13 protein-coding genes and 2 tRNA genes are annotated in these 12106 nt (G+C 72.9%); 7 read left to right on the top strand and 8 right to left on the bottom strand.

Annotated features, from left to right (window positions below; genetic code table 11):
* The first annotated feature begins 3 nt into the window (after window positions 1–3).
* The 4 genes from D7I43_RS10870 (at window position 4) to D7I43_RS10860 (ending at window position 1022) form a co-directional block, all read left to right on the top strand.
* Window positions 4–77 (top strand) — tRNA-Ile (locus D7I43_RS10870).
* A gap of 42 nt (window positions 78–119) precedes the next feature.
* Window positions 120–248: a DLW-39 family protein gene (locus tag D7I43_RS33580; protein ID WP_240032904.1), complete on the top strand. Its 129-nt coding sequence runs from the start codon at window positions 120–122 to the stop codon at window positions 246–248.
* A gap of 42 nt (window positions 249–290) precedes the next feature.
* A tRNA-Ala gene (locus tag D7I43_RS10865) sits at window positions 291–363 on the top strand.
* A gap of 29 nt (window positions 364–392) precedes the next feature.
* Entirely contained in the window at window positions 393–1022 is a 630-nt protein-coding gene (locus D7I43_RS10860) for a hypothetical protein (protein ID WP_120328300.1), read from the top strand.
* A gap of 93 nt (window positions 1023–1115) precedes the next feature.
* Here D7I43_RS10860 and D7I43_RS10855 read toward each other — a convergent pair whose 3' ends face one another.
* Together D7I43_RS10855 and D7I43_RS10850 are read right to left on the bottom strand one after the other, a co-directional pair.
* Window positions 1116–1664: a GNAT family N-acetyltransferase gene (locus D7I43_RS10855; RefSeq protein ID WP_120328299.1), complete on the bottom strand. Its 549-nt coding sequence runs from the start codon at window positions 1662–1664 to the stop codon at window positions 1116–1118.
* Window positions 1665–1826: 162 nt separating this feature from the next.
* Entirely contained in the window at window positions 1827–2081 is a 255-nt protein-coding gene (locus tag D7I43_RS10850) for a transcriptional regulator (protein WP_120328298.1), read from the bottom strand.
* A 327-nt stretch (window positions 2082–2408) separates the two neighbouring features.
* Here D7I43_RS10850 and D7I43_RS10845 point away from each other — a divergent pair, with 327 nt between their 5' ends.
* The gene (locus D7I43_RS10845) at window positions 2409–2831 is read left to right on the top strand and encodes a hypothetical protein (RefSeq protein ID WP_240032903.1); all 423 of its coding nucleotides are present in this window, start codon (window positions 2409–2411) and stop codon (window positions 2829–2831) included.
* 17 nt (window positions 2832–2848) lie between these two features.
* Here the strand turns inward: D7I43_RS10845 and D7I43_RS10840 are convergent, their stop codons facing one another.
* The 4 genes from D7I43_RS10840 to D7I43_RS10825 form a co-directional block, all read right to left on the bottom strand.
* Window positions 2849–3598 carry a hypothetical protein gene (locus D7I43_RS10840; RefSeq protein ID WP_240032902.1) on the bottom strand — a complete coding sequence of 250 codons (750 nt, stop codon included), beginning with the start codon at window positions 3596–3598 and terminating at the stop codon, window positions 2849–2851.
* 14 nt (window positions 3599–3612) lie between these two features.
* A complete protein-coding gene (locus D7I43_RS10835; RefSeq protein ID WP_120328296.1) occupies window positions 3613–3930 on the bottom strand; it encodes a hypothetical protein in 318 nt (105 codons plus the stop codon).
* Window positions 3927–4550 (bottom strand): hypothetical protein, encoded by a 624-nt coding sequence (locus D7I43_RS10830; protein WP_120328295.1) that lies wholly within the window; start codon window positions 4548–4550, stop codon window positions 3927–3929. Before D7I43_RS10830 ends, D7I43_RS10835 begins: the two co-directional genes overlap by 4 nt.
* 256 nt (window positions 4551–4806) lie before the next feature.
* Window positions 4807–5415: a dihydrofolate reductase family protein gene (locus D7I43_RS10825; protein ID WP_120328294.1), complete on the bottom strand. Its 609-nt coding sequence runs from the start codon at window positions 5413–5415 to the stop codon at window positions 4807–4809.
* Window positions 5416–5580: 165 nt separating this feature from the next.
* Between D7I43_RS10825 and D7I43_RS10820 the strand changes: the two genes are divergently transcribed.
* Both D7I43_RS10820 and D7I43_RS10815 read left to right on the top strand, forming a co-directional pair.
* Complete coding sequence (locus D7I43_RS10820; RefSeq protein ID WP_120328388.1) at window positions 5581–5994, top strand: carboxymuconolactone decarboxylase family protein; 414 nt, start codon at window positions 5581–5583, stop codon at window positions 5992–5994.
* Between the two features lie 137 nt (window positions 5995–6131).
* Window positions 6132–6551: a CBS domain-containing protein gene (locus D7I43_RS10815; RefSeq protein WP_120328293.1), complete on the top strand. Its 420-nt coding sequence runs from the start codon at window positions 6132–6134 to the stop codon at window positions 6549–6551.
* A 144-nt stretch (window positions 6552–6695) separates the two neighbouring features.
* On the opposite strand, the gene D7I43_RS10810 is transcribed toward D7I43_RS10815, so the two are convergent.
* Complete coding sequence (locus D7I43_RS10810) at window positions 6696–7526, bottom strand: MBL fold metallo-hydrolase (protein WP_240032901.1); 831 nt, start codon at window positions 7524–7526, stop codon at window positions 6696–6698.
* A 57-nt stretch (window positions 7527–7583) separates the two neighbouring features.
* Entirely contained in the window at window positions 7584–12056 is a 4473-nt protein-coding gene (locus D7I43_RS10805) for a cation-translocating P-type ATPase (protein WP_120328292.1), read from the bottom strand.
* Window positions 12057–12106: the final 50 nt, after the last annotated feature.

The following is a 12106-nucleotide window of genomic DNA, read 5'->3' as shown; positions in this document are numbered from 1 at the left end:
CGCGGGGCTATAGCTCAGTCGGTTAGAGCGCAGAGCTGATAACTCTGAGGTCGCTGGTTCGATTCCAGCTAGCCCCACCGCACGTCGTCCGACGGCAGCCGAGCGCGAGGGGTCGCCCCATGGTCAAGAAGCTTCTGATTCTGGTCGGCGTTGTCGGCGTGGCCGCCGTCGTGGCTAAGAAGATCAAGGCTTCCAACGACGAGCGTGCCCTCTGGCACGAGGCGACGACCGCGCCCGACCTGCGCTGACGTCCGGCGCGGCGGTCGACGACCGCGGCGCCGACCGCCCTCGGGGCCCTAGCTCAACTGGCAGAGCACTGCCTTTGCAAGGCAGGGGTTAGGGGTTCAAGTCCCCTGGGCTCCACCCAGCTCGTACCCGGGCTACGATCAGCCGTGGCGGATCTCAACGCTGACCCGGACGTAGTCGTAGCGCTGGAGGCCGCCTTTCCACGTCACCTCCGGGCAGAGGTACAGAGCGCGTTGCGCGTGCTGCCGCCCGCGAAGCACAAGCCGGCGTGGCCCTTTCACGTGCTCGTAGCCGGCGAGCCTGTGGCGATCCCCTACCGCATCTACCCAGACGAACCGTCACCGGACGCGCAAGCAGCGCTGTCGCCAACCCAGCGCGCGATCGTCGACTGCCTGTACACCCGGCACCACGACGGCCGGGTGCGGCAGAACCATCTGGAACGGGTGGTCGGCCTTACCGAGCCCTGGGTGGCGCCATTCGTGGTGCAGCTGGTCGGCGAGTACGTCGACGAGATCCTGCTCGTCATTCAAGGTGATCTCGCCCCGTCGTTGGCTGTCCCTGACAACTGCGCAGGCAGGGTCTACGGGCGGTTCGCCGCCGAGAATCCGGCCTTCCTAGCGCTCACGAGCCAGCGAGTGGCGAGTTACTGGAGTTGCCACTATCGGCAGCGCTACCCCGCGCTGACCGACTACCCCGGTCACGTCCTCATCGCGGCTTTGCGGGCCGCGGCCCGCCGGTTCGGTACAGCAGTCAGCGGAGTGTCACCCAGGTCCTGACAACGATGTGTCACGCAGGTCCTGAGACCCGACAGCCGGCCGCCGGCGACGACGGGCTCCTGCCGGACGAGGAGATCCGCTAGGCAGCTCCAGCTAGCCGTGCCATTGCTCCGCGAGCAGTCCGTAGATCAGGGTGTCAGCCCACTCGCCTTTCAGCCAGTAGTCCTGGCGCAGGTGCGCTTCCTTGACCATGCCCACACGTTGGCACAGTCGCGCCGATGCCTCGTTCCGTGCATCGAGTCGCGCAATGACCCGGTGCATCCCGCAGTGCGCGAAGGCCACGCGGACGAGGGCGCGAACTGCCTCTGTGGCAAACCCGCGCCCGGATGCCGACGGATTGAAGATCCAGCCCATCTCACCCCGAGACAGCGTCTCGTCGGCCGGCCACAGAACAACATCGCCGACGACCTCGCCCTTGTGCTCAACCACCAGCGCCAGCGCGGAGTCGATATCGGTGACACCCAGACGGTGGACGCGCTTGGCCACCTGCTCGGCCGCGTGCTCACGCGACCACGGTTCCCACGGAACGTAGCGAGCAACGAGCGGGTCGCCGTAGTAGGCAAGCACGGCATCCACATCGTCCACTCGGTACTGCCGAAGAAGCAGTCGCTCGGTACGAATCGGCAGCACCAGCTCAGACATGTGGCCCCAGCACCTTCCTCGACTCATGAGGTGGTCGTCGATGGCACCATACGGATTCGTGCCAACCACGTGCCGTCAAGCGGTACCCCGGACGGTCACCAGGAGCACGATCGGTCGCGCCCTTCCTGCTCTGACCTGTTACGCCAGGCCCTGTCTCTCGGCTCACCGCCGGCGCATGATCGCGTACACGAGGCGGCTGGATGCGAACTCCGAGACCGTGACGAGTTCCCACCCGCTTCTTTCGAGCACCTCGGCGGCTGCGACCGCTTGCGTCACCCGGTCGGCGCCCACGCCGTGCGCGAGGACGGACAGCAGGCGATAGGGGTACGCCCGCAGATCCGCGCCGTGGGCGAGAACGGTTGCGGCGGTGACGGTGCGGGTGCGCGCGATCTGCTCGGGAGTTTCTGGAGCGGCCACAGCCCGAACCTAGCGGCCAACGCGGAGCAGCCGGAACCTGGCGGCCCGCGCGCGGGAGCGCAGCTGGCCGACCTCGCGGGGACAGTACGAACCGATCACGGACGGTATGGTCGGCTCGTGCGTGCCTGGATGAGGGTTGCCGGGGCGGTAGCCGGTCTCACGCTCGCCGCGGGAACGGCCGCCTGTACCGGGGCAGACGTCGATCCGGTCGTGGCGCCGACCGGACCGGCGACGACGGCGATTCCATCTGGCGGCGGCCCGACGCCCGCTGACGGCCCGCTCTACCACGCTGACGGGTTGGACCTGTGCGGGCGTACCGATCTGGCGGTGCTCGCGGATCTCGGGCTGACCGTGACCCGGACGGACCCGACGCCGCCGGCGGTCCGGCCCGGTGCGGCGTGCCTGTTCGAGATGCGGACGAGCAAGGGGTACGAGGCGAACCTGCGGGTGGAGGCGTCGACGCCCGGGACCGTGGAGGAGGCGCGCCGGTTGTATCGCGGCACCGGTCAGGCGACGACCATGCGGCGGATCGGTGCGGTCGACGGGGCGGGGGAGGAAGCCGAGGCGTTCGGCAAGCAGTCGGAGCCGGGGTTCAGGTACGCCGAGTACATGGTGCACTCCCGCACCGGCAACCTGGTGGTGAAGGTGTGGCTCGCCGTCGGCGGCGACTCCTATGTGCCCACCTCGACGCTGGCGGAGAAGTCCCTGGACATCCTGGCGGCGATCCGGTCAGCGGTCCCGACGGCTTGAGCACGGTCGACCCACGGTCAGCCGCGTACGGCTTCCGGCCACCGCCCTCCCGGCAGCTTCGAGTAGTCGCCGACCTGGGTGGCGATGTCCCGCACGTTGCCGAGCGCGTCGACGAAGCGCTGTCCGATCGTCAGGAGGGTGTCCAGCCCGGCCGTGACCAGGTCGCCGATCGACTCGGCGAGCGCGTCGACCGCCCAGAGCAGATCGACCAGGCTGGCGGCGTCGACGGCGGCCTGGGCGAGCTTTCCCGCCAGCGCCGTCACGATCTTGGCGAGTTCGACCACGTAGTCGACGTTCGCCTTGGCGATCTTGAACAGCCACTGGCTGATGAACTCGGCCTTCAGCACTGTCTCGTCCACCGCCGCCTTCTGCTTGGCCGCCTTGGCGTGGTAGGCGCTGGCCGCGTCGCCGTTCCACTTGGCCAGGTTCTCGTTCGCCGGTTCGGTGGTGACGAAGGAGAGGTCCGATACCGGGGTCTTCACATCGTTGACCCACCGGAAGCTGATGTTGATGAGCGAGAGGACCGGCAGTTGATGCTCCAGGGCGTGGTCGACGCGGTCGAGGACCTCGTCGAGCCTGTTGCGGACGTTGTCCAGGTGGTGCTTGACCCACCACAGGCCGGCGGGCCCCAGGAGCCATCGGTGCCCGTTGACCTGCTCGACGATCTCGTTGAACTTGTCGACGCACGTCTCGATGGCGGGCCGGATCTGGTCGAAGGCCTTGTTGAACGGTTCGCCGTACTCGAGGTCGGGGGTTCCTGGCTGCACGCGTCCGTCACCCCTCACACACTGTAGATCTCGTTGAGATCGAGGGAGATCATCTCGTCGGCGCGGTCGTATTCGTCGGCGATACGCCGCAGCGCGGCCCCGACCTGCTCGAACTCGGTGACCGCACCGCCGAGGACCGTGACCATGAAGGTGTGGAAGTCGCGGTACGCGATCGCGTGGATCGCCGTGTTGGCGTCCCCGATGAAGAAGGCCGACGGGTCCAGCGTCAGCTCGGCCGCTGCTGTCTTGATCGCCGCTACCCGGTCGGACAGCTCGATCCACTTGCCGCCCTCGTCACGGAGGGCATCGGTGATGACGACCAGTTCCTTCACGCCTGAGCCTTCCGGGGGTGGTGGGCGAGTTCGTAGGTGCGCAGGACCGTCAGGGCCTCGTACTGGAGCTGGCCGGCGTCCGACCTGGCGAGGAGGCCGGCGTCGCCCGTGACGGCGGCGATGGTGCCGCCGCGAAGGTGCAGGGTGAGGCTGCCGTTCGGGCTGACGATGCGTCCCTCGGCCTCCGGACTCGCCGTCTGCGACAGTCGCGCGAGGTCCGCGTCGATGCGGTGGAGGGTCTCCCAGGTGCGCCGTAGCCACAGATGCTCGTCGGCCTCACGGGAGTCGGGCGCGTCCGGCTCCTGCGGTGCGGGCCGAGGCTCGTGCTCCTCCCGCAGCGCCCGCAATGCCGCCGCTTCGAGCGTGGCCCGGACGACGGCGGTGTACGCCTCGAACAGCGCGTCGGGGAACCCGCCCGCGCCGAGCCGGGCGCGCCAGTCCTGCCTGACCGTGACGCTGTCGACCGTCCCCTCGGGTGCGCCCGCGTGGACGGTGATCGTGCCGGTACGGTCGCGGCCCGTGTAGCCGTCGGGCCCGGGCCCGGCCTCCGCCTCACGCATGGCGCGTTCGGCGCCGGCCCGCAACTCGGCGTCGCTGCCGAGGAAGTCAAGACTCGCCAAGGACAGGCGAACGTTCCGTCTCTTGTCCCGCATCCATCCCCCGACTGTCCCAGCCGCAACACGCTGTGGTCCGCCGACCAAGGCGATGCAGACCCACCGTACGGGAAGATTCACGACCCGTGGGGGCGGCCGGGAGCCGCCCCGGCTCGCGCTCTCGCCGCCGCGAGCTGGCGACGTCGTGGCAGCCAGAGCGACGATGGAGCCCGGCCCTCGGCCACCGCGCGGGATGCCGCCCGGGCGGCATCCCGCGGCGCGCCTATGCCGACTGGTCGGCCGACGTACGCGTGTAGGTGAGGAAGAGCGCGCCGCTGCCCAGGACGGTGTGGTCGGTGAGCTCCCAGCTGCGGGGGTCGAAGACGGCGCTTCGGCCGAACAGCGGGATGCCGGTGCCGATGGTCAGCGGTGCGAGCTTGACGATGAGCTGGTCGATCTCGGGATACAGGGCGCCGGCCAGTTCGCCGCCGCCGACGAGCCACAGATCCTTGCCGTCCTGCTGCTTGAGTTCGCGCACCTTCGCGACCGGGTCGCCGGACACGATCTCGACGGCCGGGTCCGGGCTCTCCGACAGGGTGCGGGAGAACACCAGGTGGCGCAGGTGGGGGTAGGCGTCGGTGACGCCGACCTTCAGACCGATGTCGTAGGAGTGGCGGCCCTCCAGGACCGTGTCGAAGCGGGTTCCGGCGGCGGTGATGCCCATGGCCTGCCGGGCCGGTCCCGGCAGGGTCTCGGGGTACTCGGCGATCAGGTGGCGCAGGTAGTCCTCGGGGAGCGGCCAGAAGCCGCCGGGGCCGGTGGGGTCGGCACCGTCGGGACCGGCGATGTGCCCGTCCAGCGTCGAGGCGATGTAGTACACGAGCTTGCGCATGAAGCGATTCCTAGCTGACTGTGTGCGGAAGAGACCGACGCGGGCGGGCCGCCGGCCGAGCGACCAATGATCGCGTCGAGGCCCGGTTCAGGCAAGCCCGCCTCGACCGGGTACCGCTTCGTCGATCCGCCGCGTCACCGGACGGCAGGCGGAAGAATGGACATCATGGCGGCTGATCCGGAGAACGTCGCGGCGGACCCGGCGTACGCCGCCGCGCTGGACACGGCCGAGCGGCTGCTGGGCTTCCGCCTGGAACGCTTCCTCGGCCCGACTCCCGGTGAGCCCGACAACGCCGCGGACTTCAAGCGGATCGCGACGGTGCACGCGTTCGGCGACGTCTGGCCGCGTGGCGAGCACCTCGACACGCGGACGCGGGCCCTGGTGTCCGTGACGATCGCGGCGACCCTCGGCGTCCTGGAACCACTGCGGGGCCAGGTGCGCATCGCGCTGAACGCCGGCGCCACCAAGGAGGAGATCGTCGAAGTCTTCGTGCAGGTCGCGGCGTACGCCGGTGTGGCACGCGCGTTCGACGGCTACCAGATCGCCGCCCAGGTCTTCGAGGAGCGCGCGGCGGGCTGACGGGACACCGGACGGTCGACGCGGTCGCCTGTGGACCCACCCGCACGTCGGGGCGCAGGCGTCGTCGCGCATGGCTGAGGCTGCCCGGGGTAGGAGGAACGGCGTCAACTCCCCCCGGAAGTGAGGTGTGACGCCACATGCCGACCGCACGAGAGATCATGACGAGTGACGTGACCTGTGTCCGCGAGCAGGACGACCTCCTGACGGCCGCCAAGCAGATGGCCCAGCTCGGTGTGGGGTCGCTGCCGATCTGCGGTGACGACAACCGGCTCAAGGGCATGCTGACCGACCGCGACATCGTGGTGAAGGTGCTGGCCGAGGGCCGCGACCCCGGCAACGTCACGGCCGGCGAGCTGGCCCAGGGCGAGGCGGTGACCATCGGCGCGGACGACGACGCGGCCGAGATCCTGCGGACCATGGGGCAGCACAAGGTACGCCGGCTGCCGGTCATCGACGGGCACAGCCTGGTGGGCATCGTGGCCGTCGCGGACGTGGCCCGCTCGCTGCCGGAGCGCCCGGTCGGTGACCTCATCGAGGCCATCTCCGAGCGCGGCTGACCCGGCTCGCTCTCGACCGCCGCCGTCGGCCCTGTGGCCGCGGCGGCGGTCGTCGTACGTCGAGGAGCCGAGCGCTCCGGGCCTGCTCGGCCGGGCTTCAGGGCCGGGTCAGGTCGGTCGGGTGACGGTGGGCTCCGGGTCGGCTCAGGCCGGTCGGGTGACGGCGGGCTTCGCGAGGGCGGGCACGGTGAGGGGCACGGTCTCGCCGCGAGCGATGGTGCGCACCTGCTGGACGATGCCCCGCCGGCGCGCCTCCTCGACGAAGTGCGACAGCGGCGAGCGGAACACCCGGTAGTCGTCGTAGTGGATGGGCACCGTGAGCCGGGGGCGGATCAGCTCCACGAGGTCGGCGCCCTGCCGCGCGTCCATGGTGAGCAGGATGCCGGCGACCTTCGTGCCGCCGAGGTGGATGAGCATCGCGTCGATGTCCGGGTACCGCTCGGGGATCCGGGCGAGCTGCGGCCGGTACAGGGTGTCGCCGGTGATGTAGAGGCGGAACGCGCGGGTGCCGCCGCGGACCAGGTCGATCATCGTGCCCATCACGTCGGGCATGAGCCGGTCGAGCACCCCCGGTCCGTGCTGGCCGGGAAGCGCGGTCAGCCGCAGAAACTCGCCGTCGCCGTGCAGCTCGTGGGACTGCCAGGTGGGCAGCCCCTCGGCCGCTCCGAACCCCCAGCGGCGCAGCTTCCGCTCCGCGGCCGGGGTGGTCACGATCGGCAGCGTCCGGTCGAGTTCCCGGCGGGCCACCCGGTCGAAGTGGTCGCCGTGCAGGTGGGAGAGGACCACCGCGTCCAGCTCCGGCAGTTGGGCGATCCGCAGCGCCGGGTCGGTGCGCCGGCGCGACCACAGGCCCTTGCCGAGGTACGCGCGTTGCCCACGGTGCAGGAAGTTCGGATCGGTCAGCAGGGTGAACCCACCGATCCGGAGCACCGTGGTGGCGGTGCCGATGAACGTGACCTCGGGCTGCTCTGCCAACGTACCCACCTCCACCCCGGCCCGTACCCGGGAACGGGCCGGCCATGCCGATCCCACTCACTCCGACGCCGAGCCGTCCCCGCCGGTGCCGCCGCGGCGGTCGCCGTCACCCCCGCCGGCCCCGTCGAGCGGGGGCAGCCGCTCGACCAGCCGGCTCAGCGCGCCGTTGGCGAACGTGGCCCCGACCGCGGACCCGGCCGCGATGCCCCAGCCGATCGGGCCGAGCGGCGTGCAGCCGAAGAAGTGGCTGAGCCCCGGCGTCTGCACCACGACGGCGAGCGCGCCGAGCGACGCCGCGGTGGAGGCGAGCACGGCCGGGCTGGTGCCCCCGGCCAGGACGGTCTGGCCCAGCTGCGTACCGACGAGCGACACGAGGGCCACCGTGCCGGCCCGGCGGCGTCGCCCGGTGTAGCGGGCCAGCGTCCAGCCGGCGGTGGCACCCAGCGTGGTGGCCGCCGCCCGCAGGCCGATCTCCCGGGTGAGCGTCTCGCCCAGCGACGTGTCCGGCCCCTCGCGCAGCAGGTCGTCGGCGTGGCCCGCGGCAGGCGGGCGTACCGCGATGGCCATCGCCGGCACCAGGTCGGTGAGCAGGTTGACCAGCAGCAGTTGCCGTCCGTTGAGCGCGGACCGCCCGGTGGCCGCCGCGCTGAGCACACTGAACGCGATCTCGCCGAGGTTGCCGCCGACGAGGATGCTCAGCGCGTGGCGTACCGAGGACCACATGGCCCGCCCCTCGACGAGCGTGGCGATGATGGTCTCCAGCCGGTCGTCGGTGACCACCAGGTCGGCGGCGGCCCGGGCGGCCGGGGTGCCGCGCTGGCCGAGGGCGATACCCACGTCGGCGAGGCGGATGGCGGGGGCGTCGTTGGCGCCGTCGCCGGTCATGGCGACCGTACGCCCGCACTTCTGCAACGCCTGGATGATCCGCACCTTGTGGGTGGGGGTGCAGCGGGCCACCACGTCGGTACGCGCCAGCCGCTCCGCCAGCGCCTCGTTGTCGAGCTGGTCGAGTTCGGCGCCGGTGGCGACGCGCTGTTCGTCGTGCTCGGTGATGGTGGCCGCGATCGCCTCGGCGGTCGCCGGATGATCCCCGGTGATCATGATGGTGTGGATGCCGGCCTGCCGGATCCGGCGTACGGCGGGTGCGGCGCTCTGCCGTACCCCGTCGGCCAGGGCCAGGAAGCCGACGAACGTCAGGTTGCGGATCTGGTCGTCGTCGACGTCCGCGTCGGCCACCCGGCACTCCGCGACGGCCAGGATGCGGTGCCCCGCGCCGGCCCGGTCGGCGAGCAGCCGGTGCAGGTCGGCGCGGCCGGCGTCGTCCAGCCGTTCCTCCCGCCCGTCGACCCGCCGGGACGCGCAGCGGGGCAGGACGGACTCCGGGGCGCCCTTGACGCTGAGCAGCAGTCCGCCGCCGCTCTCCCCGACGCTCGCGTGGTAGCCCCGCGACGGCTCGAACGGCAACCCGCCGACCAGCCGCCAGCCGGGTGCGCCGGCCTGCTCGGTTACGCCCGCCGCCGCGGCGCCCCGCCGGACCGCGCGGTCGGTCTGGTGGGTCAGCTCCTCCGGGTCGACGGCACCGGGGGTGGCCCGCAGTGCCGCGCCCAGGGTGAGCCGCAGCCGGTCGTCGAGCCGGTCGACCGGGGCGTACCGGCCGGCGTCCCCGTCGCCGACTCCGGCCAGCATCAACTGTCCTTCGGTGAGGGTGCCGGTCTTGTCGAAGCAGAGGACGTCCACCCGGCCGAGCGCCTCGATGGTGCGGGGGTTGCGGACCAGGGCGCCGTGCTCGGCCAGCCGCCGGGCGGCGGCCAACTGGGCGGCGCTGACCAGGAACGGCAACCCTTCCGGGACCGAGGCCACCGCCAGGTTCGCGGCGGTCGCGGCGGTCTGCGCGAGCGGTACGCCCCGGAGCAGCCCGGCTCCGGCCACCGCCACCGCCGAGCCGGCCGCCAGCGGGACGGCCGCCCGGGTGAGTGTGCCGAGCCGCGCCTCGACGCCGCTGGCCGGTGGCGCCTGCCGGGCCAGGGCGAGGCTGCGGCCGGCCTCGGTGTCGGCGCCGGTGGCGACCACCACGGCGGTGCCGTGCCCGGCGGCGACGGTCGTTCCCTCGTACACCATCGAGTGCCGGTCGGCGATGGCCGCCGCCACCACCGGCTGGGTGGTCTTGCCGACGGGGAGGGACTCGCCGGTCAGCGACGACTCGTCCGTCTCCAGCCCGACGGCCTCGATGAGCCGGCAGTCGGCCGGTACGGAGTCGCCGGGCTCCAGCCGGATCACGTCGCCCGGCACCAGGTCGTCGGCGGCCACCACCCGGTCGGTGCCGTCGCGGCGTACCCGGGCCGTCACCGCCGAGCGGGACAGCAGCTGCGCGAGGGACCGCTCGGTGTTGCGCTGGTGCACGGCCCCGATCAGCGCGGACCCGCCGACGACCCCACCGACGAGGGCGGCGTCCACGAGCGAGCCGAAGGACGCGGACAGCACGGCGCCGGCCGCCAGCACGGGCGTGAGCGGGTTGGCGAGTTCGTCGACGAAGGCCCGGAGCAGACCGCCCGGACCGGGGCCCGCGCCGTGCGCGCCGGTGCGCCGCCGCCCCGCCTCGGCGCTCGTCAGTCCGTCGGGGCGGGTGCCCAGCCGGTCGAGGACGGTCTCGATCGGCATGAGGTGCCAGGCGGTGGCTGTCGGGGCGGGGGTGTCCGCCGGGCTCGGCAGCCGGCCGGCCCGCCACACGCCGTGACCGAAGGCCAGCGCCGCCGCGCCGTTGACGGCCGCCAGGCTCCGGCCGGGCAGGTGGACGGGCTGGGCGGTGAACGCACCCAGCGCGCCGAGGCCGGCGCCGGCCATGGCCACCCGGATGTTCTGCGCGGTCATCCGCCGGGCCGCCCCGGCGGCCTCGACGAGCAGGGCCGCCACGCGCAGGTCCGTGCCGACCAGCAGATGCGCTCCCCAGGGTGGCAGGTCGTCGGGGCCGTAGATCCCCAGACCGCAGTCCGAGGCGCCGAGGGCGGCCCGGTCCCCGGAGACCAGCATCACCACGGCGCCGTCGCGTTGCAGTGTCCGCACCGACTCGGCCAGCCGGTTCCCGCCGGGCAGGACGGCGTCGGCGTAGCCGTACCGGTCCTCGTCGTCGCCGGCGACCACGAGCCGCAGGCCGGCGTGGCGCGCGGCGGTGGGCAGGCCGTCGACGCCGGGCGCCGGTTCGGGCTCGACCCGCAGCACGGCGACCAGCCTGCCTCCCTCGGCGAGACCGAGGAGCCGGCCGCCGGCGGCGCGGAGCCGGGCGACGTCCGGCGTGTCCTCGGGGGCGTCGGCGTCCAGCCGGTCGAGCGGGCCGAGCCGCCAGCCGTCCGACTCCCGCAGCCGGTCCGGGTCCGCGGGGTCGAACAGCGCGAACGCCCGGCCCGCCACCTCCCCGGTGTCGGCGCCGGGCATGAGGGCCAGGTCGGCGAGCGTCCCCCGGTCCGAGCCGAGCACGGCGGCGTCGAGCACGAGCGTGTCGATCCGGTCGAGTTCGCGGAGCACCTCGCGATCCATGGCGATCACCCCGCGTCGGGCGAGGATCCGGCCCAGGTGGGCGGCGAACCCCTCGCGGCCGCTCCCGGGTGCCTTCGGCAGCGTCGAGAGCCCCAGCGCGGCGGCCCGCTTGCGTCCGACGACCGGGGTGGCGGCCGCCGCGGCCGCCGCGCCGGCGACGAGCATCCGGTTGACGTACCGCTCGACCGGCCCGTCCGGTTTCGGGCACGGTCGCTCCGCCGCCGGCCAGCGGGCGACGGCCCGTTCGGGGTCGCCGGTGAGCCGCGGCTCGGCCCGTTCCCATGTGGAGAGCTGGGCCCGCGCCTCGCCCCACTGCACGATGCGCTGGGCGCTGTCGAGCGCGATGCCCGCCCAGCCGCCGGTGAGGCCCTGCACCACCGCCTCGGCCAGGGGGAAGAGCACCTCCGTGCGGGGGTCGGCCCGCAGGCCCTTGCCGGCGAGGGCGTGCAGTCGCGGGTGCAGGTCCACGGCGGAGAGCAGGCCGGCCACCTCGGCGGGCACCGGAGTGAACGGCAGGATCCGGGTCGCCGCGGAGATGGTGAGGCCGAGCGCGTCCGAGGCGAGGGCGCCGAGGGTACGCGGGGTGCGCGGGCCCTCCTCGGGCGGATGCGGTGGCGGGATCTCCGGGTCCGGCTCGTACGGGCAGGCGCGTTCGGCGCGGGCGATCGTGGCGATGAGGTCACGGAGCTTCGGTCCCGGCGTGGAGACGGCCACCACGACCCGGCCGGACGGCGCGTTCACGCGGGCCCACTCGACCCCGGGGACGCTCTCCAGCGCCGCCTCCACCTGCCGGGCCAGCGCGTCGCCGCCGTCCTGGCAGACGCCGTGCACCTCGATGTGGTGGCGGCCGGGCCGGGACCACACCCGCCGGCTGGTCAGGCCGACCATCCGGGCCAGCCGCGCCGCGGCGGAACCGGCGGTTCGGGAGGCGTCGCCGACCAGCCGCGGCACGCCGACCGGCGGAAGGAGCCGAGCGGCGGCGCGCGCGGCCGGGGTCATCGAGGCGTACGGCCGGACGGGTGCCGGCCCGACTCCCCTGCGCTGCTGCT

Origin of the sequence: Micromonospora globbae, assembly GCF_003610785.1 — a bacterium.
Taxonomy (GTDB): domain Bacteria; phylum Actinomycetota; class Actinomycetes; order Mycobacteriales; family Micromonosporaceae; genus Micromonospora; species Micromonospora globbae.
The sequence above is the reverse complement of the archived record's forward strand: the minus strand, read 5'-3'. Positions and strand labels throughout refer to the sequence as shown.

What these genes read in the sequence shown, in the direction of transcription:
- D7I43_RS33580 (WP_240032904.1), top strand. Translation starts at nt 120, where the DNA reads ATGGTCAAGAAGCTTCTGATTCTGGTCGGCGTTGTCGGCGTGGCCGCC.
- D7I43_RS10855 (WP_120328299.1), bottom strand. Translation starts at nt 1,664, where the DNA reads ATGTCTGAGCTGGTGCTGCCGATTCGTACCGAGCGACTGCTTCTTCGG.
- D7I43_RS10825 (WP_120328294.1), bottom strand. Translation starts at nt 5,415, where the DNA reads ATGCGCAAGCTCGTGTACTACATCGCCTCGACGCTGGACGGGCACATC.
- D7I43_RS10820 (WP_120328388.1), top strand. Translation starts at nt 5,581, where the DNA reads ATGGCGGCTGATCCGGAGAACGTCGCGGCGGACCCGGCGTACGCCGCC.
- D7I43_RS10815 (WP_120328293.1), top strand. Translation starts at nt 6,132, where the DNA reads ATGCCGACCGCACGAGAGATCATGACGAGTGACGTGACCTGTGTCCGC.
- D7I43_RS10805 (WP_120328292.1), bottom strand. Translation starts at nt 12,056, where the DNA reads ATGACCCCGGCCGCGCGCGCCGCCGCTCGGCTCCTTCCGCCGGTCGGC.